The organism is Sulfitobacter sp. G21635-S1 (genome assembly GCF_027213915.1).
Taxonomy (GTDB): domain Bacteria; phylum Pseudomonadota; class Alphaproteobacteria; order Rhodobacterales; family Rhodobacteraceae; genus Sulfitobacter.
This window is the reverse complement of sequence record NZ_JAPWGV010000002.1, coordinates 371,913-391,121: the sequence shown is the minus strand read 5'-3', so window position 1 is coordinate 391,121 and position 19,209 is coordinate 371,913. Positions and strand designations below refer to the sequence as shown.

16 protein-coding genes are annotated in these 19,209 nt (G+C 63.7%); 14 read left to right on the top strand and 2 right to left on the bottom strand.

The features are described 5' to 3' along the window. The first annotated feature begins 373 nt into the window (after nt 1-373). The 11 genes from O4H53_RS04105 to O4H53_RS04055 all read left to right on the top strand — a co-directional run bounded on the left by O4H53_RS04105 (nt 374) and on the right by O4H53_RS04055 (nt 13,781). Nucleotides 374-1,852 (top strand): calcium-binding protein, encoded by a 1,479-nt coding sequence (locus O4H53_RS04105; protein WP_269361595.1) that lies wholly within the window; start codon nt 374-376, stop codon nt 1,850-1,852. A 446-nt stretch (nt 1,853-2,298) separates the two neighbouring features. After that, nucleotides 2,299-2,652: a hypothetical protein gene (locus tag O4H53_RS04100; RefSeq protein ID WP_269361594.1), complete on the top strand. Its 354-nt coding sequence runs from the start codon at nt 2,299-2,301 to the stop codon at nt 2,650-2,652. Between the two features lie 86 nt (nt 2,653-2,738). After that, nucleotides 2,739-3,737, top strand: coding sequence for a DUF1775 domain-containing protein (locus O4H53_RS04095; protein WP_269361593.1), 999 nt, complete (start codon nt 2,739-2,741; stop codon nt 3,735-3,737). A 7-nt stretch (nt 3,738-3,744) separates the two neighbouring features. After that, the gene (locus O4H53_RS04090) at nt 3,745-4,341 is read left to right on the top strand and encodes an SCO family protein (protein WP_269361592.1); all 597 of its coding nucleotides are present in this window, start codon (nt 3,745-3,747) and stop codon (nt 4,339-4,341) included. A gap of 72 nt (nt 4,342-4,413) precedes the next feature. Then, a complete protein-coding gene (locus tag O4H53_RS04085) occupies nt 4,414-5,772 on the top strand; it encodes a PepSY-associated TM helix domain-containing protein (protein WP_269361591.1) in 1,359 nt (452 codons plus the stop codon). Nucleotides 5,773-6,069: 297 nt separating this feature from the next. Further along, nucleotides 6,070-7,737, top strand: a complete 1,668-nt coding sequence (gene rpsA / locus O4H53_RS04080) for a 30S ribosomal protein S1 (RefSeq protein WP_114273547.1) — start codon at nt 6,070-6,072, stop codon at nt 7,735-7,737. 340 nt (nt 7,738-8,077) lie between these two features. After that, complete coding sequence (gene ihfB / locus O4H53_RS04075; protein ID WP_067297179.1) at nt 8,078-8,362, top strand: integration host factor subunit beta; 285 nt, start codon at nt 8,078-8,080, stop codon at nt 8,360-8,362. Next, the gene (locus O4H53_RS04070) at nt 8,362-8,712 is read left to right on the top strand and encodes a LapA family protein (protein WP_269361590.1); all 351 of its coding nucleotides are present in this window, start codon (nt 8,362-8,364) and stop codon (nt 8,710-8,712) included. Before ihfB ends, O4H53_RS04070 begins: the two co-directional genes overlap by 1 nt. Nucleotides 8,713-8,719: 7 nt before the next feature. Continuing rightward, on the top strand, nt 8,720-9,376 hold the full coding sequence (locus O4H53_RS04065) for a phosphoribosylanthranilate isomerase (RefSeq protein WP_269361589.1): 657 nt from the start codon (nt 8,720-8,722) through the stop codon (nt 9,374-9,376). A gap of 309 nt (nt 9,377-9,685) precedes the next feature. Next, nucleotides 9,686-12,697: an isoleucine--tRNA ligase gene (ileS, locus tag O4H53_RS04060; protein WP_269361588.1), complete on the top strand. Its 3,012-nt coding sequence runs from the start codon at nt 9,686-9,688 to the stop codon at nt 12,695-12,697. Between the two features lie 628 nt (nt 12,698-13,325). Next, on the top strand, nt 13,326-13,781 hold the full coding sequence (locus O4H53_RS04055) for a methylated-DNA--[protein]-cysteine S-methyltransferase (protein WP_269361587.1): 456 nt from the start codon (nt 13,326-13,328) through the stop codon (nt 13,779-13,781). On the opposite strand, the gene O4H53_RS04050 is transcribed toward O4H53_RS04055, so the two are convergent. Together O4H53_RS04050 and O4H53_RS04045 are read right to left on the bottom strand one after the other, a co-directional pair. After that, complete coding sequence (locus O4H53_RS04050; protein ID WP_269361586.1) at nt 13,751-15,214, bottom strand: MFS transporter; 1,464 nt, start codon at nt 15,212-15,214, stop codon at nt 13,751-13,753. The two genes, O4H53_RS04055 and O4H53_RS04050, sit on opposite strands and share 31 nt — an antisense overlap. A gap of 764 nt (nt 15,215-15,978) precedes the next feature. After that, complete coding sequence (locus O4H53_RS04045) at nt 15,979-16,674, bottom strand: CDP-alcohol phosphatidyltransferase family protein (protein WP_269361585.1); 696 nt, start codon at nt 16,672-16,674, stop codon at nt 15,979-15,981. Nucleotides 16,675-16,925: 251 nt separating this feature from the next. On the opposite strand from O4H53_RS04045, the gene rpmB reads away from it, so the two are divergent. The 3 genes from rpmB to O4H53_RS04030 all read left to right on the top strand — a co-directional run bounded on the left by rpmB (nt 16,926) and on the right by O4H53_RS04030 (nt 19,181). After that, on the top strand, nt 16,926-17,225 hold the full coding sequence (rpmB, locus tag O4H53_RS04040; protein WP_114273540.1) for a 50S ribosomal protein L28: 300 nt from the start codon (nt 16,926-16,928) through the stop codon (nt 17,223-17,225). 201 nt (nt 17,226-17,426) lie between these two features. Then, a complete protein-coding gene (locus O4H53_RS04035; protein ID WP_269361584.1) occupies nt 17,427-17,888 on the top strand; it encodes a copper chaperone PCu(A)C in 462 nt (153 codons plus the stop codon). 771 nt (nt 17,889-18,659) lie between these two features. Beyond that, a complete protein-coding gene (locus O4H53_RS04030; RefSeq protein ID WP_269361583.1) occupies nt 18,660-19,181 on the top strand; it encodes a GNAT family N-acetyltransferase in 522 nt (173 codons plus the stop codon). The last annotated feature ends 28 nt before the right edge of the window (nt 19,182-19,209 follow it).

The window sequence follows — 19,209 nt, the reverse complement described above, 5'->3', positions numbered from 1 at the left end:
AAGGGAGGCGCTCCGAATGCGCGTCTCAATGCGCCCTCCCAGGCTCGGGCGCGGCCCTTCGTTCGAAAACGTAACGCTGAGCGCAGAAGAACGATTTACCTCCGGCGGCAGCCGTTTCCAGGTTTGTCAGCAATCTGAGGCAGCCGGCTCCGGTCGGCGTGCCTGTCTCATTTCCGGGCGCAGCGCAGACCACAAAGCCCGCGCTGACACTTAGCGGAAACAGTTAGTTTCTGGATTCCTGCTCCTGATCCGTTGCGCTCCCCCTGATCGCCTCCCTATCATTGCGCTCTCTACACGGTCGGGAGCCCTTTAGATGCCGCCTTTCACAGATGTCCGCTCAGCGGGCTATTCGCTTTCCATCAGTGGAATCGGCATGCAGAGTCTCGACGGCGGGCAGGGCGATGACACGCTGACGGCGTCGGTGTCCGATATTGGCCAGATACATCTCAGGGGCGATATCGGGGATGATCTGTTCAACCTCGACCTGCGCAATGACTTCGGGCGTCAGGGCCATCACGTCTACGGCGGCGAAGGGGCCGACATCTTCAACTTCACCAACATCCATCTGGTGAACGCGCCGGTGGTGGGGCGGATCAACGACTTTGAGCCGACGCGGGATGTCATCATGATCGAAGGGTATCCGATCGACCTGAACGCCCTGCCGGCAAGTGTCAGGATTGCTGACGGCACCAGCGTCCTTGTGCGCATCGTGTCCTTCACCTCCTATGGCGAGGGGCACAGTGCCGCGGAACTGGGACTGGGTCCGCAGCAGTTCCTGCAGATCGGCGACAATGTCTTTTACGCGCTGGACGGGTCGCGCCACGGGGGCGACGAGCTGCATTTCATCAACGTTCCGACCGAAGAAGAGCTGACCGAGGTGGCCTATCACAACGAGGTCAACTTCGTGCCCTTCGACCATTACGAAAGCCTGCACCTGCGAATCAGGAACGTGGTCCACAGCGATGACGGCTTCAACGGGTTCGAAACTTCCGAATACATCCGCGGGAATGTGCAGGGCGTGGCCCAGGCCGGGACCGGCGCCTATGAGGTCATCTATGCCAACGGGGGCGATGACGTGGTGGACGGTGCCACCGGCGATGACACGATCTTTGGCGGCAGCGGCAATGACAGCATCGCCGGGGGGCTGGATGCCGATCGGCTCTTTGGCGAGGACGGCGACGATCACCTCTGGGGCGGCGACGATGACGATGTGCTGCGCGCCGGGATCGGCAATGATTTCCTCGATGGCGGCAGCGGCAACGACTTTCTCGAAGGCTGGGGCGGCTTCGACACGATCTATGGCGGCGCTGGCAACGACAGTATCGAAGGTGGCACCAACGCCGACAGCCTGTTTGGCGGCAGTGGCGACGATACGATCTGGGGCGGCGTGGGGCTGGATCAGCTTTGGGGCGATGCCGGGGCGGACCGGCTCAGCGGCGGCGACGACAATGATCACATCCGGGGCGGCGAGGGCAATGACACCCTGTTCGGCGATCAGGGCAACGACATGCTGGAGGGCGGCGACGGAGACGACCGTATTCTCGGCGGATCAGGCTTTGACACCCTGCGGGGCGGGCAGGGAAACGACCTGCTGACCGGCAATTTCAACGCCGATTGCTTTGTCTTCGTGGATGGCGACGGCAACGACACGGTGGCGGATTTTGAAGCCACCAATCCTTTCGAGATCATCGACCTGTCCGGGGTGTCGGAGATTACCGATTTCGCCGACCTGTCGGGCAACCATATGGTGCAACAGGGCGACAACGTCGTGATCACCGCCAGCGCCGCGCAGCAGATCACCCTGCTTTCGGTGGCCCTGGCTGACCTCGATGCCGGGGACTTTATCTTTTAACCAGCTGCTGAAAAACGAGTCTGTTTGCGGTTTGCCAAGCCGCAACCGGTAAATTGTGCGCCGATGCGGCCGCTACACCCCTTGGCGCGGGCTGAAAGCCCGGGCCGCGCCCGACCCTCCCGTCAAACCGAAGGTTTGCCTCCGGCAAAACGGGAGGGCGCTTTTGCAGCGTCACGCAATGCATTGATAATACATAGTATTTCAGGCGCTATGCCTTATTCAAACGTCTGGAACGCGCCCTCCCAGGATCGGGCGCGGCCCTCTGTGATCCGAACAACTGCCTGTGCAAGGAACAATTTCTCTGCCCAACGGCAATGCCCGGCATTTTTCAGCGGCCTGTTAGGCCTGAGCCTGCGCTGCTCCCCGACCCCGGGGGCAACTGCGGCGCTTTATGTCGCAGATTTTCCCACTTCCCCTTTGCCCCGGTTTGCGGCAGTTAAACCCGCATGACACAGGGCCTGCGCAAAACCATACTGGCATACTGCACCACGCTTATGCTCGCGGTGCTCAGTGCCGTGTCGGCCCATCACATGGCCCCCGATCGCGACGATGCCCTGCGCATGGAAGCCTTCATCGCCATGGGCAGCCTCGCCGGAGACCTGTGCGGTCTGGATGCAGAGGCCTCGGATCATCGCTGCCCCTTCTGCCATATACTGCCCAGGGCCGCCGCCGCCCGCGCACCCGACCTGTCGCAGCGGGTGCAGCCGGTCTTTGTTCAGGCCGGCCGGCCCGACCTTGTTGCGGGCCACGCGCGGCTTTCGGCCCCGGTTGGCGTTCGCGCACCCCCTCTCTTCACCTGAGTTCAATCCATCCGTGCCGGTGCTCCGGTGCGAATTCATTGTTGGGCGCGCCTTCCGCCAGCGCCCGGATCTCTGTGGAGACTCTCATGACCTATCCAAAGACCACATCAATTGCGGCCCTCTGCCTTGCCTTGCTGGCAGGCACCGCCCATGCCCATGCCACGCTGGAACAGAAACAGGCGGCAGTGGGCGCCACCACCAAGGTGACCCTGCGTGTCCCGCACGGCTGCGCGGGCGAAGCGACCCATAGCCTGCGCATCGACATTCCTGAAGGCTTCTATGCGGCCAAGCCGATGCCGAAAGCGGGCTGGGAACTGACCACCGAAACCGGCGCCTATGCCACACCCTATGACAACCACGGCAAGGAAATGACCGAAGGGGTGCGGGCGGTGATCTGGTCGGGGGGCGATCTGCCCGACGCCTTTTATGACGAATTCACCCTGCGCGGCACCGTCGGCCCCGGCTTGACCCCCGGCGAGACGCTCTATTTCCCGGCCCTGCAAACCTGCGCCAGCGGAACCGCGGACTGGACCGACACCAGCGGATCGCATGATGTGCCAAACCCTGCGCCGGGGCTGACCCTTGTTGCCGGCAGCGACGGTCACGGCCACGGCCACGGCCATGCGGCGATGGACATGCCCGCCGATGAAATGGTGACCCTGGGCGATCTCGAACTGTCGGCCTACTTTGTCCGGGCGACCCTGCCGAACCAGCCCGTCGCGGGCGGTTTTTTGACCGTCACCAATGGCGGCGACAGCGACGATACCCTGATTGCCGCCTCTTCCGACGCCGCCGCGCGGGTGGAAATACACGAGATGGCGATGCAGGGCGAGGTCATGAAGATGCGCGCGCTTGAGAACGGCCTGCCGATTCCCGCGGGCGAAACGGTGATGCTGAAACCCGGCGGCTTTCACATCATGTTCATGGACCTCTCCGGCCCGATGACCGAGGGCGACAAAGCCGAGGTCACCCTGACCTTTGAAAAGGCGGGCGCGGTGACGCTGACCATGCCGGTGCTGGCCCGCGACGGCACGGCGCATGACGCGCATGGCGGACATGATGCGCATCACAAGAAGAGCGAGTGACCCCGTCATGACCTCACAACGCAGGAAATTCCTGATCGGCCTCTGGGGCATCACGCTGATCGCGCTTCTGGCCCTGGGCTGGTTCACCGTGCTTGAACCGCGCCTCAACAGATCGGTTGCCGATGAACTCGGGCGGGGCGACTACAGCCTGACCATGACCGACGGCGGCACCTTCACCCAGGACACGCTCAGGGGCACCCCCTCTGCCGTGTTCTTCGGCTTTGCCCATTGCCCCGAGGTCTGCCCGACCACGCTGGGCGATGTCTCCGGCTGGCAGGAGGCACTGGCCGAGGAGGGCGAGGAACTCCGGGTGTTCTTTGTCACCGTCGATCCCGAACGCGATACGCCCGAGATGCTGGGGGATTATGTCTCCTGGGTGCCGGGGGTGACCGGTGTTTCCGGCTCGCGCGCGGAAATCGACAAGGCGATCAGGGCCTTCCGCATCTATGCGCAGAAGGTCCCGCTGAGCGAGGGCGGCTATACGATGGATCACTCGGCCTTTGTGCTGCTCTTTGATGATCGCGGGCGCTTCGCCCAGCCCATCGCCTATCAGGAAGATTTCGACAGCGCGGTGGGCAAGATCCGCAAGCTGATCGCTGGCTGAACCGGCGCCGATGCATTCTCCCGCTCCGGCACGACCCGGAGCGGGCAAACAAATCTCAAGGAACCACGGGACATGACCCCTACATCTACACGCAGCGCGGGTGATTCCGCGCTCTATCGCGCGGTCTGGCGCTGGCACTTCATCGCCGGGCTGATCATCCTGCCCTTCCTGCTGATCATCGCCACCACCGGGGCGATCTATCTGTTCAAGGATGAATTCAACACCGCCGCCTATGCCAAGCTGCGGCTGGTCGAACCGCAGGCCACCGCCCCGCTTGCCCCCTCGCTGCTGACCGCCGCCGCGCTGGCCAGCCATCCCGGCACGCTCAAGGCCTATACGCCCGCCGCCGCCCCCGACCGCGCGGCAGAGGTCCGCATTCTCGGTGCGGAGGGGCTCAAGGATACCGTCTTTGTGAACCCCTATTCCGGCGAAGTGCTGGGCAGCCAATGGGACGCAGGCCCCTCCGGCAGCCCGGCGATGTATGTCGTGCGCAAGCTGCACTCGTTGGAATATGTCGGCTGGCTGGGCAACCGGCTGATCGAAGCGGCGGCAGGCTGGATGGTGCTGCTGGTGGGCACCGGCATTTACCTGTGGTGGCCGCGCGGCAGGAAACTGGGCACAATGTCGATCAAGGCCACGAAAGGGCGGCCCTGGTGGCGCGACCTGCATGCGGTGACGGGGATCTACACCGGCGCGTTCATCGTCTTCCTTGCCATGACCGGATTGCCCTGGTCCTCGGTCTGGGGCGGGAAATTCTATGACCTGTCCTATGCCGCGGGGCTGGGCATGCCCGATGGCTATTGGTCCAAACTGCCGGTTTCCACGGTGCCGGTGGGCGATGCGATCGATCGCGCGCCCTGGATCATGGAAAAGCAGCCGATGCCGGTTTCAGGGCCCTCGGACGGGGTTCCGGCAGGGCTGGATCAGGTGGTCGCAACGGTCGAGGGGCTTGGCATTGCGCCCGGATATGCGCTGAACATGCCCGGCGGGCCGGAGGGGGTATTTACGGCTTCGGTCTATCCCGACGACATCAGCCAGGAACGGGTGATCCACCTGGACCAATATACCGGCGCGGTGCTCTATGACGCGGGCCTGTCCGACCTTGGCGGTCTGGGCTGGGCTGCTGAATGGGGGGTCAGCATCCACATGGGGCAGGCCTGGGGGCTGGCCAACCAGATCGTGCTGCTGCTGGCCTGTCTGGCGATGATCATGCTGGCGGTTTCGGCGGCGATCATGTGGTGGAAACGCCGCCCGGCCGGGGCCATCGGCACCCCCGCGATGCCCACGGACTGGCGGATGCCGCGCATGTTGCTGGTGCTTGCGGTACTGGCCGGGGTGTTCTTTCCGCTGGTGGGCCTGTCGATGCTGGTCATCGCGGCGGTCGAGATCGCGCTGCACCTGGCACGCCGCCGCCGCGCCCGTCTGGCATGAAGGAACAGGAACGCCCGGCCTGATTCCGGGCGTTCCGACCCCGCGCGGAACCGCCTGCCGTGAACATCCGCGATTCGAGGCTCTTGCGCGCGCGCCTCAAATAACCTATATGCGCGGCTGTCTAAGGGGCGATTACAGCACCGGACGCAGTACTGAGGCAGGGTCGGAACCATCCGGCCCTATTTCTTTTGCGTCTGCCGGATCGGCCCGAGGTCCAATTCACACCCAAGACCGGCGGAGACAACCGCACGGCCAGATACATCTTAAAAGGAAACGTAAAGCTACATGTCAAATGCTATGGACGAATTTGAAGCACTCCTGGAGGAGAGCTTTGAGATGGACACCCCCGAAGAGGGGTCTGTTGTCAAAGGCAAGGTCATTGCCATCGAGGCCGGTCAGGCCATCATCGACGTCGGTTACAAGATGGAAGGCCGCGTCGAGCTGAAAGAATTTGCCGATCCGGGCGAAGCGCCCAAGATCGAAGTCGGCGACGAAGTCGAAGTCTTCCTGCGTCAGGTCGAAAACGCCCGTGGCGAAGCTGTCATCTCCCGCGAGATGGCGCGCCGTGAGGAAGCCTGGGACCGTCTGGAAAAAGCCTATGCCGCAGAAGAACGTGTCGAAGGTGCGATCTTTGGCCGGGTCAAGGGCGGTTTCACCGTCGATCTCGGCGGTGCCGTGGCCTTCCTGCCCGGTTCCCAGGTCGATGTGCGCCCCGTGCGCGATGCGGGCCCCCTGATGGGTCTCAAGCAGCCGTTCCAGGTTCTGAAAATGGACCGTCGCCGGGGCAACATCGTGGTGTCGCGCCGTGCGATCCTCGAAGAATCCCGTGCCGAACAGCGCGCCGAAGTCATCGGCAACCTGACCGAAGGTCAGAACGTCGATGGTGTGGTCAAGAACATCACCGAATACGGTGCCTTTGTTGATCTGGGCGGTGTTGACGGGCTGCTGCACGTCACCGACATGGCATGGCGCCGCGTGAACCACCCCTCCGAGATCCTCGCCATCGGCGAAACGATCAAGGTGCAGGTGATCAAGATCAACAAGGAAACCCATCGCATCAGCCTCGGCATGAAGCAGCTGCAGGAAGATCCCTGGGATCTGGTGGCCGCCAAGTATCCGCTGGAATCCTCGCACACTGGCCGCGTGACCAACATCACCGATTACGGCGCCTTTGTTGAGCTGGAGCCCGGTGTCGAAGGTCTGGTTCACGTCTCCGAAATGTCCTGGACCAAGAAGAACGTGCACCCCGGCAAGATCGTTTCGACCTCTCAGGAAGTCGAAGTCATGGTGCTGGAAATCGACGGCGCCAAGCGCCGCGTGTCCCTGGGTCTCAAGCAGACCATGCGCAACCCGTGGGAAGTCTTTGCGGAAACGCATCCCGAGGGCACCGAGGTCGAAGGCGAAGTCAAGAACATCACCGAATTCGGTCTGTTCGTGGGGCTGCCCGGCGACATCGACGGCATGGTTCACCTCTCCGACCTCAGCTGGGACCAGCGTGGCGAAGAAGCCATTCAGGACTACCGCAAGGGCGACATGGTGCAGGCAGTTGTTTCCGAAGTCGACGTCGAGAAGGAGCGCATCTCGCTCTCCATCAAGGGTGTCGGCGGTGACAAGTTCGCCGAAGCCGTGGGCGGCGTGAAGCGTGGCTCCATCGTGACCGTCACCGTGACCTCCATCGAGGATGGCGGCATCGAGGTCGAATACGAAGGCATGAAGAGCTTCATCCGTCGCTCCGACCTCAGCCGTGACCGTGCCGAGCAGCGCCCCGAGCGTTTCTCTGTCGGTGACAAGGTCGACGTGCGCATCACCAATGTCGACACCAAGGCACACCGCCTGGGCGTGTCGATCAAGGCACGCGAAATCGCGGAAGAGAAGGAAGCCGTCGAACAATACGGTTCCTCCGACTCCGGCGCATCGCTGGGCGATATCCTTGGCGCGGCGCTGAAAGGCGACGACGACAAGTAAACGCCTCGCGTTTGACGAAATCAAAGGGCCCCGCATGGCGACATGCGGGGCCTTTTGCCTGTCACGGCTGCCCGGATACGGCGGATGCCGCGCCGATCAAGGGGCGCTGATATGTCATGTGACATGCCGAACGAATCGGCGGCGCCCGGCCTGCGGGAGCTTCCGCTTTTCGCCCGGATGCGGCGCCGCAGCTCGGGTGTTATGCAAAAAAGCCAAAAAAACAGGAGGTTCCGCGCCGAAAAAGTCGAAGTCAGGCACAAGCACGGCTTCACGGCGGCGGGGTTTCTTTTTATAGTGGCATGTGGAACGCAAAAATAGACGCACCTTGGGGGGTATCGCGATGATCCGGTCTGAACTGATCCAGAAGATTGCGGATGACAACCCGCATCTCTACCAGCGCGACGTCGAACGCATTGTGAATACCATCTTCGACGAGATCACCGGGGCCATGTCCAAGGGGGATCGCGTGGAGCTGCGCGGATTTGGCGCATTCTCTGTCAAGAAGCGTGATGCCAGGGTGGGGCGGAACCCCCGGACCGGCGAAACCGTTCATGTCGAAGAGAAACATGTGCCGTTTTTCAAGACCGGCAAGCTGCTCCGGGACAGGCTGAACGGGAAAGCATGATGCGTTACATCCGCTACTTCTGCATCGCGATCTTCGCCGTCGCGCTGATCGCGGTTGCGCTGGCCAACCGGGAAATCGTGGAACTGAAGGTGCTGCCGGGCGAAGTGGCCCATTGGTTTGCGGTGACGCCGCAGATCAGGCTGCCGCTGTTCCTGGTCATCTTGGGCAGCATCCTTGCGGGGCTGCTGATCGGCTTTGTCTGGGAATGGATCCGCGAATACGGCGAACGGGCCGAAGCGGCCAGACAGGCGCGCGAGATGCGCAGGCTGGAGCGTGAAGTGGCGCGTCTGAAGGGCGAAAAGCACAAGGGCAAGGACGAGGTCCTGGCCCTGCTGGACGAAGCCGGCTGAGGCGCCGATGCCCTCTGCCATCAACGTCAAGATCTGCGGGTTGACCGAAAGCGCCGATGTGCCCGCCGCCATTCTGGCCGGTGCGCGCTATCTTGGGTTCAACTTCTTTGCAAAATCACCGCGCTACCTGGCCCCCGCCGATGCCGCCTTTATCGCGGGCACGGTGCCGGAGGGGATCTGCAAGGTTGCCCTGACGGTCAATGCCGACAATGCCTTTCTGGATGCGCTGGTGGCGGTCGTGCCGCTGGACATGCTGCAATTGCACGGTGCCGAAAGTGTCGAGCGGGTGCGCGAGATCAAGGCGCGCTATGGGCTGCCGGTGATGAAGGTGGTCGGCGTGGCGGTGCCGGAGGATCTGGCGGCGCTGGATGAATACGGCGCGGTGGCGGATCAGCTGCTGGTGGATGCCAAGCCGCCAAAGGGCGCGGTCCTGCCGGGGGGCAACGGGCTGACCTTCGACTGGCGGCTGATTGCCGGACGGCGCTGGCCGGTGCCCTGGATGCTGGCGGGCGGGCTGACACCGCAGAATGTCGCCCGGGCCATCGCCATGACCGGCGCGCGGCAGGTGGATGTGGCCTCCGGCGTGGAAAGCGCACCGGGGGTCAAGGACGCGGATCTGATGGCGGCCTTCTGCGCGGCGGCCCGGTCTGATGGCGTTGTCTGAATGAACCGCTGACGCGGTGCGCGATCCATTTTGCTGATGAGGGGGCAGGCCCCCTCAAACTCCCCGACGTCTTGAAGGGGCTTTGCCCCCTCAAACTCCCCCAGGGATATTTACGGCCAAAAAGAGAGGGGGGTCGGGTCTTGTCCGTCGGGCGGTGCCTGATTATAAGCCCGGCATGGCATGGCATTTCGCGATCCTCATTCGAATTATTTCCCCGGCGCTCTGACCGATTGGAGACGCCGGGCTTGAGGTGTTTGAGACCATCGCACCGATCTGACCATTTTCCCCGAGATTCGAAGGACGCAAGACATGTGTGCCGACACGCCAGAGACGTTTGACTACAAAGCCACCCTGAACCTGCCCAGGACCGATTTCCCGATGCGCGCGGGCCTGCCCAAGCGCGAGCCCGAGTGGCTGGCACGCTGGGAGCGGATCGGGGTCTATGACCGGCTGCGCGAAAAGCCCGGCCGCACGCCCTTTACCCTGCATGACGGCCCGCCCTATGCCAATGGCAACCTGCACATCGGCCATGCGCTGAACAAGACGATCAAGGACATGATCGTGCGCAGCCACCAGATGATGGGCTTTGACGCGCGCTATATCCCCGGCTGGGATTGCCACGGTCTGCCGATCGAGTGGAAGATCGAGGAACAATACCGCAAGAAGGGCCGCGACAAGGACGAGGTGCCGATCAACGAATTCCGCGCCGAATGCCGCCAGTTTGCTGCCGGCTGGGTCGATGTGCAGCGCGAGGAGTTCAAGCGTCTGGGCATCACCGGCAACTGGGCCGATCCCTATCTGACGATGGATTTCCACGCCGAGCGGGTGATCGCCGAGGAATTCATGAAGTTCCTGATGAACGGCACGCTGTATCAGGGGTCAAAACCGGTGATGTGGTCGCCGGTGGAGCAGACCGCCCTGGCCGAGGCCGAGGTGGAGTACCATGACAAGGAGAGCTTTACCGTCTGGGTGAAGTTCAAGGTGGTGGATTTCAAGCTGGCCGATCTGGTGACCGGCGGCGAGGAAGAATCTGTCTCCGATCGCGGGGCCGAACTGGCTGCCGAAACCCGGGTCGCGCAGGATTTCGAAGGGGCGCATGTTGTCATCTGGACCACGACGCCCTGGACCATCCCGTCGAACAAGGCCGTCGTCTTTGGCGAGGACATTGCCTATGGGCTCTATGAGGTGACCGGCACGCCGGAGGAAAGCTGGGTCTCTGTCGGGGACCGCTACATCCTGGCCGACAAGCTGGCGGATGACGTCATGGGCCGGGCGCGGCTGGAACCGGGCATGTACCGGCGGCTGCGCGATGTGACATCGGCACAGCTGGCCGGGATGTCGCTGCAGCATCCGCTGGCGGGCGCCGAAGGCGCGGGCGGCGAATGGGACGACCTGCGCGATTTCCGTGCCGCCGATTTCGTGACCGATACCGAAGGCACCGGCTTTGTGCATTGCGCGCCCAGCCATGGTCTTGAGGAATACGAGCTTTACCGCGATTTGGGCATGCTGGAGCAGGTGATCACCTACAACGTGAACCCCGACGGGCGGTTCCGCGACGACCTGCCGTTCTTTGGCGGCAAGGCGATCCTCAAGCCGAACGGCAAGGAGGGCAATGCCAACGCGGCGATCATCGACAAGCTGGTCGAGGTCGGCGGGCTGCTGGCGCGCGGCAAGATCAAGCACAGTTACCCGCATTCCTGGCGCTCCAAGGCGCCGGTGATCTACCGCAACACGCCGCAGTGGTTTGCCGCCATCGACAAGGTGGTGGGCGACGGGCTGGACATGCATGGCAAGACCATCCGCGAACGGGCGCTGACCGAGATCGACAATGTGAACTGGACCCCGAAATCGGGCCGCAACCGTCTGCATTCGATGATGCAGGCGCGGCCCGACTGGGTGCTGTCGCGCCAGCGCGCCTGGGGCGTGCCGCTGACCTGTTTCACGAAAAAGGGCGTGCTGCCCACCGATCCGGATTTCCTGCTGCGCAACCCCGAGGTCAACGCCCGCATCGTCGCGGCATTCGAGGCCGAAGGCGCGGATGCCTGGTACGAGGAGGGCGCCAAGTCGCGCTTCCTGGAGGGCATCGTGAACCCGGATGACTACGACCAGGTGACCGATATTCTGGATGTCTGGTTCGACAGCGGTTCGACCCATGCCTTTACCCTGCGCGACCGCCCTGACGGGACAGAGGACGGCATCGCCGATGTCTATATGGAGGGCACCGACCAGCACCGCGGCTGGTTCCATTCCTCGCTGCTGCAATCGGTCGGCACCACCGGCCGCGCGCCCTATCGCAATGTGGTGACCCATGGGTTCACGCTGGACGCCAAGGGCATGAAGATGTCCAAATCCATCGGCAATACCATCGTGCCGGAAAAGATCGTGCAGCAATATGGCGCCGATATCCTGCGGCTCTGGGTGGCGCAGACCGATTATACCGCGGACCAGCGGATCGGCGACGAGATCCTGAAAGGGGTCGCGGACGGCTATCGCCGGCTGCGCAACACGATGCGTTACATGCTCGGCGCGCTGAGCGATTTCAGCGAAAGCGACCGGGTCGCACCTGCGGATATGCCGGAGCTGGAGCGCTGGGTGCTGCACCGTCTGGCGGAACTGGACAGGCAGGTGCGCGACGGCTATGCGCGCTTCGACTTCCAGGGGGTGTTCCAGGCGGTCTTCACCTTTGCCACGGTGGATCTCTCGGCCTTCTACTTCGACATCCGCAAGGATGCGCTTTACTGCGACGGCGACACGCTGCGCCGCCGCTCGGCCCGCACGGTGCTGGACCTGCTGTTCCACCGGCTGACCACCTGGCTGGCCCCGGTGCTGGTCTTTACCATGGAGGAAGTCTGGCTTGAGCGGTTCGGGGGCGAGGACAGTTCGGTGCATCTGGTGGATATGCCGGAAACCCCTGCCGACTGGCTGGACCCGGCACTGGCCGCGAAATGGGCATCGGTCCGCGCAGCGCGCCGGGTGGTGACCTCGGCCCTGGAGGTGCAGCGCACCGACAAGGTGATCGGCGCCTCGCTTGAGGCCGCGCCGGTGGTTCATGTCGCGGATGCGGATCAGCGCGCGGCACTGGAAAGCGTGTCTTTCGAGGATGTGGCGATCACCTCCGACATTTCGGTCACCGGTGACCCGGCCCCGGCAGAGGCGTTCCGCATGCCCGAGGCCGAAGGCGTTGCCGTGGTGTTCGAGAAGGCCGAGGGCGGCAAATGCGCCCGCTGCTGGAAGGTGCTGCCGGATGTGGGCAGCCATGCCACACCCGGTGTCTGCAAACGCTGTGACGAAGCGGTGCGGGAAATGGACACGCGGGTCTGACCCCGCGCGGGCGGTGCGGGTGTTGCCCGGCACCGCCCGCCATCGCCCGCAGGGCAAACGCGGCTTTAACCGGCATTGCCCTAAACCCCATCCCAATCGCGATTGACCGCCGAAAGACTTTCCACCTTTCGGCACCACAGGAGCAGAGGCGCGCAAGTGTCGCGCCACGCTGAACCGTTCAGGGTGCAGGGCCAGGCCCTGTCTCGTTTTTCCGAATCTGGCGGCGCCGCCACCTTTACCGGCTCCTTTCCATATTCAGGCTGAATGCAGTGACACCGCCGGGGCCGAGGGCCTCGTGCGGGTATCGGTGCTTGCAGACGTTGTCTGATGCCAAGCCAAACCGGCCTTTGTGCCAAATTGTTGAGCCAAAGCGCAAGCCGGGCCAGCGCCTGCCCGGGGTGGGCGATGCTGACCTATGTTCATGCCACTTTATTTCTCAGCTTTGATGAGCCCTCTCATGGGAACACCAAGCCTAACTATATCGCCTACCCGACCGGCGGGCAGGCGATGGCCCGGCGCCTTCGGCTTGTTCCGGGCCAGGGTGTCTGTAATCAACACTGGCGCTGCCCTTCGTGATACCCGCAGGTTCCGGATTGAGCGCAGGGGCATTCCGCGTCATTCTGGCACCATGAAACGCAGCCATATCTCCACCCGCTTCGGCGATCTGACCCTGACAGAACAGGATGGCGCAATCACCGCTGTCAGCTGGGGGGCCGTGGCGCAGCCCGACACCAGCGATCTGCTGACAGAGGGGCTGCGCCAGCTTGCCGCCTATGATGCCGGCAGGCTGGAGGTTTTCGATCTGCCGCTCCGGGTCAGGGGCTCCGAGCTGCAACGCCGGGTCTGCGCTGCCATCGCGGCGATCCCCTTTGGCCATACCCGCACCTATGGCGAGATTGCCCGCGATCTGGGCGTGTCCGCGCAGGCGGTGGGGCAGGCCTGTGGCGGCAATCCGATCCCGGTGATCATCCCCTGCCACCGGGTCATGGGGGCAAAGGGGCTGACCGGGTTTTCAGGACGCGGCGGGGTGGAGACCAAGGTGGCGCTGCTGCGTCACGAGGGGGCGGCAGGGCTGCTCATCTGAAGCCTTTCGTCATGCGGATGGCGGCGCAACAACCCCGCCATTGCCGCCAGCCCGATCAGCGCCAGCGGCAGGCTCGACAGGAACAGCACCCGCGCGACATGGGCGGCGTCTGCCGGGCCAGTCATCTCCAGGAACCCGCTGGCATTGACCACGATCCCCACATAGGCGGCCCCCAGGGCATAGCCCATGCGCTGCACGGTGGGGATGGCGCCGGAAACGCGGGCTGCTTCTTCTGCCGGGACCAGCGCCGTGACCCGGCGCAGGATGAAGGTCCAGGCAAGGCCGAATCCACCGCCCTCGATCGCCGAGAACAGGGCAATCAGCCAGAGCGGCCCATGCGGGATCGCATAGGCAAAACCCGCAACGCTGAGGGTTGTCATCCCCATGCCCAGCCCGATCCACAGCCGGTCGCGCCGCTCGGGCGATCCGCTGACCGCCACTGCCGTCAGGGTCCAGCCGATCGAGGAGGCGGCGACGATATAGCCTGCGGTCAGGGCCGAAACCCCGTGGATCAGCGTCATCAGCAGCGGGCCATAGGCCAGCAAGCCGATGGTGGCCATCGAGATGCACAAAAGCATCAGCAGCGTGGCGCCGGTGGCCTGGCGCGGGTTCATCGGGGCAGCGGGCAGCAGCCGCGCGGCACCCGCACGGGCATCGCGCCAGAGGAACCACCACAGGCAGGCCATGCCCGCCAGGATCAGCAGGCTGCTGCGCAGCAGTTCCACCCGGACCCCGCCGGAAGAGATCAGGATCACCGCCGCGCAGAGCACGGCAAGGCGGAAGAAGGGGAAGCCGCCGGGCGACCCGCTGCCGGTGTCGGCAGTGGCGGGTGCGGGGCGCAGCGCGATCCACAGGCCAAGGCCCAGGGCCTGCACCGCGAAAAAGGCAAAGCCCCAGCGCCAGTTGGCATATTCCACGAACAACCCGCCCAGAAGCGGGCCGAGAAAGGCGGATACCCCCCAGAAGGCGGAGACCACCGCCAGCGTGCGGGCCGCGTGGCGGCGCGGGAAGAGCACGCCGATGGCGATAAAGGACAGCGCGGTCAGCCCGCCGCCGCCCAGGCCCTGCAGGCTGCGCCCGACCAGCACCAGCCCCATGGAGCCGCTGAGTGCCGACAGCGCACAGCCGGCGGCAAAGCAAAATGCCGCCCCGGCCATCGGCACCCGCAACCCGTAGCGCAGGGTCAGGAGCGCACTGGCCGCGCCTGCGACGATGGAGCCGATTTCATAGATCGAGACGGTCCAGCTGACATAGGCCGCACCGCCGATCTCGGCCACGATGGCGGGCAGCATGGTGGCCACGACGAGGCTGTCGGCGGCATGCAGCCAGACCCCGAGGCAGACCAGCAGCAGAGGCGCGTTATAGCCCGCGCCAAGGAACTCGCGCCAGGGCACATATTCGGTATTCGGGGTGGATGTTGTCGAGGCGGTCATGGGCAATCCTTTGCGATTTGCCCCTTGATGGCGGCTCAACCAAGGTTGAGGTCAAGCGGAAATGTGAGTTCGTTTGTCGCCCGCTTGCTTAAACCGTCAGAAGCGCAGACTGGCGCAAGGGCGTACCCGCCCGGCTTGCGCCTCTGGTCATTCGGGGCTTGATCCCGATCTTAACTACAAGGCGCGCGAAGGTCGGATGTGCGGGACGAAACTGCCCATGCCATTGGCGCGGTGCATACCCCCAAGCGCCTCCGCCCGGCGTCAGCCGGGCATCGCCCGACCTCCCCCAGGAGGGCGATTTTGCACTGTCAGCCAAGCCATGATCCGGTCTGCGGGCTGAAACGTTTCCCATCGCATAAAGGTCTGGAACGCCCTCCAGGTCGGGCGATACACGGCTGACGCCTCATGTAACTCCGGGCTCTAACCAGACCTTCGCCGCAAGGTTTGTGAAGGCCCGGCAAGCGGGCTTTGCACAGGTCGCGTCGGTGCGGTGCCTACCCCCAAACGCCCCGCCCGGCGTAAGCCGGGCATCGCCCGACCTCCCGTCGCACCAGAGGTGCGCCGTATGTAGTCGGCACGCATTTGGCGTGACAGGAGGGCGATTTTGCAACCTTTGCGACTACATGACCCGCGTACGGGCTGAGACGCTGCTCGCTACACATTGGTTTGGAGCGCCCTCCAGGTCGGGCGATACCCGGGTTGCGCTTCGCCTCAGCGGTCAGAGAAGACCTCCACCCAGTCCTTCCCCGTCCGGCCTCTTGCCGTCAGTCTTTCGGATCAAAGAATGCCTGCTGCACGGCACCGGCCAGGATCAGGTAGACCGAGGTGATCACCAGACCCCAGTGAGACCAGCTTGCCGCGTCGAAATTGCCCCAGGCGGCCCAACCGGCAAAGAAGGTCCAGGCCAGCGCCATCGGCAGCGTTACCCCGCGCCAGCGCTCGGTGCGCACGGGATGCACGAACTTGATCGGCAGGAACATCGCGACGGACAGGACCGTGACGATGATCAGACAGACCCACCAGGCGGGCGTCAGGGCAAAGAGCACCAGCACCAGCATGTTGAAACACCCCGGAAAGCCGGAAAAGGAATTGTCCTTTGTCTTCATCCTTGTGTCGCAGAAATACATGGCAGAGGCGAAGGTGACGATGATGATCATGACCCAGCCGCTCCAGCCGTTCATGAGACCCGAGGTGAACAGGGCGAAGGCGGGGATGAAGACATAGGTGAGGTAGTCGATGATCAGGTCCAGCAGCACGCCATCGAATTCCGGCGCATTGGTCTTGACGTCGTATCTGCGTGCCAGCGGCCCGTCGATGCCATCCACGAAAAAGGCGACCACGAGCCAGAGGAACATCATGTCCCATTTGCCATCGACCGCGGCCAGCATCGCCAGCATGGCAAAGACGGCGCCGGTGGCGGTGAAGAGGTGAACAAGAAGGGCGCGCAGGCGAATGGTCATTCCAAAGGTGTTGCAAATTGGACTGGCGGATGAAAGAAATAAATGCGGCGGCAGCCCCCTCGCGTGATTTTTGCAACCCCAGGCGGTGGCGGGTGGCCTGACCATCGGGCATAACTTCGGTCACATCGGCTTGACGCCAAAGGTGATTCCCACTAAAGCCAGCGGACAAGTTTACGGGTCGCATCGCGCGGCCCCTTTTATGTGTTGCAGCGGGCCTGCGTTGCCGCACCACTAAATCAAAGGATGAACCCATGTCGCGTGTTTGCGAACTGACCGGAAAAGGCCCGATGACGGGCAACAACGTAAGCCACGCCAACAACAAGACGCGGCGTCGCTTCCTGCCGAACCTGAATGACACGACCCTGCAGTCCGAAGCGCTGGGCCGTTCGTTCAAACTGCGTATCTCTGCACATGCCCTGCGGTCCGTTGACCACCGTGGCGGCCTGGACAAGTTCCTGGCCAAGGCGAAAGACACCGAGCTGTCCGCCAATGCGCTGAAGATCAAGAAAGCGATCCTGAAATCCGGTACGGAAGCTGACGCGCTGAGCTGAGCTTTCCTTTCTGCCGACCTATGCACAACCCCGGTCCCCCGCGACCGGGGTTGTGTCGTTTTGCCCCCTCGTCACCGGTTCCGCGCCGGGGTAGAACCGGGGCGATGACAGGCTGTGTGTCGCTGACCCTGCCTCCCGGCCGGGCCTCTTTCCGGACGGTCTGAACCAGGCTTTCACCGGCGCCAACCAAGGATACGACATATGAAACGACATCTGACCGCCGCCCTTGCCGCGATGCTGCTTGCCGCCCCCGCCCTTGCCGAGATCATGGTCAGCGACGCCTATGTCCGCAGCTCCACCCCCACTTCCGCCAGCGGCGCGGCCTTCATGACGCTGATGAACGATGGGGACGAGGATGACCGCCTGATCGCTGTAAGCTCGGATGTGGCGGCGCGGGTCGAGCTGCACACCCACAGCGAGGATGAAAACGGCGTCATGCGCATGTCCGAGATCGAGGATGGCATCGCGCTGCCCGCAGGCGGCATGCACCAGCTGGCGCGTGGGGGCGATCATGTGATGTTCATGGGGCTGACCGGCCCGCTGGAACAGGGCAGCGAAATCGCCGTCACGCTGACGTTTGAAAAAGCGGGCCAGATGCAGGTGATGATCCCCGTGGACCACGAACGCAAGCCGGATCACGGCGCGATGAAGCACAGCAACTGAAAAGCGGTCACGCGCCTCCCCGCCCCCGGCATGACGCGAATCGCCAGCGGCTTGTTCCGGGCTTGCGCGCCAGTGACCGACGGCAGCAAAACCCGCAGAGCAGGCTTTCACAGGTCTTGCAGCGAAGGGCGGGAACGAGCCCGGAGTGACATGAGGCGTCAGCCGGGTATCGCCCGACCTGGAGGGCGTTCCAGACCTTTATGCGATGGGAAACGTTTCAGCCCGCAGACCGGATCATGGCTTGGCTGACGGTGCAAAATCGCCCTCCGGGGGGAGGTCGGGCGATGCCCGGCTGACGCCGGGCGGAGGCGCTTGGGGGTATGCACCGCGCCAATGGCACGGCAGTTTCGTCCGCATTGCAGACCTTCGCGCACCTTCCTGCGAAGGGCTGTTTCGAGACCGGAGTGACATGAGACACAAGCCGGGCCAGCGCCTGCCCGGGGTGGGCGATGCCGACCTATGTTCATGCCACTTAATTTCTCAACCGTGATGAATCCTATCGGCGGAACACCTGGCCTCACCAAATCGCCTACCCGACCGGCGGGCAGGCGATGGCCCGGCGCCTTCGGCTTGTTCCGGGCCCTGGGTGTTCATGTTCGATGGCCGCAATGTCCCGCATTGCAGACCTTCGCGCGCCTTCCGCAGAAGGTCAGGTGCGCGCCCGCAGGGGCAAAATCCACAACCGCCCCGCATGGGCTCTTTCAGTTGCGCGGGGGCGTTGGCTATACCGTAGCTGGCTTCAGCCCTCATTTGCGATTGGAAAGGCGCTTGATGAACAAACTATCTGCGGCACCCGTGCTCACCACCGAAAGACTGATCTTGCGTGGTCCCGAACGGGAGGACCTGCCGGCCTTCACCCGGTTCATGACCAGCGCCCCGTCACTGGAAGCGCAGGGAGAGACCGTCACGGCGGAACAGGCCTGGTTCGGGTTTCTGACCGGAATCGGACATTGGCAATGGCACGGTTTCGGCTTCTTTACCGTCGTTGAAAAGCAGACGGGACAGCCTGTCGGACGCGTGGGTCTGATCAGGCATTCCAACTGGCCGGAGGTGGAACTGGCCTGGCATCTCTTCGAGGAGGGCGAGGGGAAAGGCTTTGCCACAGAAGCTGCAATTGCCGTCAGGACATGGGCCGGCGAAGCGCTGGGGCTGGATCGGCTGTACAGCTACATCGACCGCAAGAATCTGCGTTCACAGGCCGTGGCGAAGCGGCTTGGTGCCCGCACGGAGGGCACACGGGCGCCGCACGAGCCAGAGGCGGAAGTCTGGGTTCATGCCATGGCGCAGCGTTGAGGCAAGCCGGGCCGGCGCCTTCGGCTTG

Coding starts and splice junctions, on each gene's coding strand:
- O4H53_RS04105 (WP_269361595.1), top strand. CDS start 374: ATGCAGAGTCTCGACGGCGGGCAGGGCGATGACACGCTGACGGCGTCG.
- O4H53_RS04100 (WP_269361594.1), top strand. CDS start 2,299: ATGACACAGGGCCTGCGCAAAACCATACTGGCATACTGCACCACGCTT.
- O4H53_RS04095 (WP_269361593.1), top strand. CDS start 2,739: ATGACCTATCCAAAGACCACATCAATTGCGGCCCTCTGCCTTGCCTTG.
- O4H53_RS04090 (WP_269361592.1), top strand. CDS start 3,745: ATGACCTCACAACGCAGGAAATTCCTGATCGGCCTCTGGGGCATCACG.
- O4H53_RS04085 (WP_269361591.1), top strand. CDS start 4,414: ATGACCCCTACATCTACACGCAGCGCGGGTGATTCCGCGCTCTATCGC.
- rpsA (WP_114273547.1), top strand. CDS start 6,070: ATGGACGAATTTGAAGCACTCCTGGAGGAGAGCTTTGAGATGGACACC.
- ihfB (WP_067297179.1), top strand. CDS start 8,078: ATGATCCGGTCTGAACTGATCCAGAAGATTGCGGATGACAACCCGCAT.
- O4H53_RS04070 (WP_269361590.1), top strand. CDS start 8,362: ATGCGTTACATCCGCTACTTCTGCATCGCGATCTTCGCCGTCGCGCTG.
- O4H53_RS04065 (WP_269361589.1), top strand. CDS start 8,720: ATGCCCTCTGCCATCAACGTCAAGATCTGCGGGTTGACCGAAAGCGCC.
- ileS (WP_269361588.1), top strand. CDS start 9,686: ATGTGTGCCGACACGCCAGAGACGTTTGACTACAAAGCCACCCTGAAC.
- O4H53_RS04055 (WP_269361587.1), top strand. CDS start 13,326: ATGAAACGCAGCCATATCTCCACCCGCTTCGGCGATCTGACCCTGACA.
- O4H53_RS04050 (WP_269361586.1), bottom strand. CDS start 15,214: ATGACCGCCTCGACAACATCCACCCCGAATACCGAATATGTGCCCTGG.
- O4H53_RS04045 (WP_269361585.1), bottom strand. CDS start 16,674: ATGACCATTCGCCTGCGCGCCCTTCTTGTTCACCTCTTCACCGCCACC.
- rpmB (WP_114273540.1), top strand. CDS start 16,926: ATGTCGCGTGTTTGCGAACTGACCGGAAAAGGCCCGATGACGGGCAAC.
- O4H53_RS04035 (WP_269361584.1), top strand. CDS start 17,427: ATGAAACGACATCTGACCGCCGCCCTTGCCGCGATGCTGCTTGCCGCC.
- O4H53_RS04030 (WP_269361583.1), top strand. CDS start 18,660: ATGAACAAACTATCTGCGGCACCCGTGCTCACCACCGAAAGACTGATC.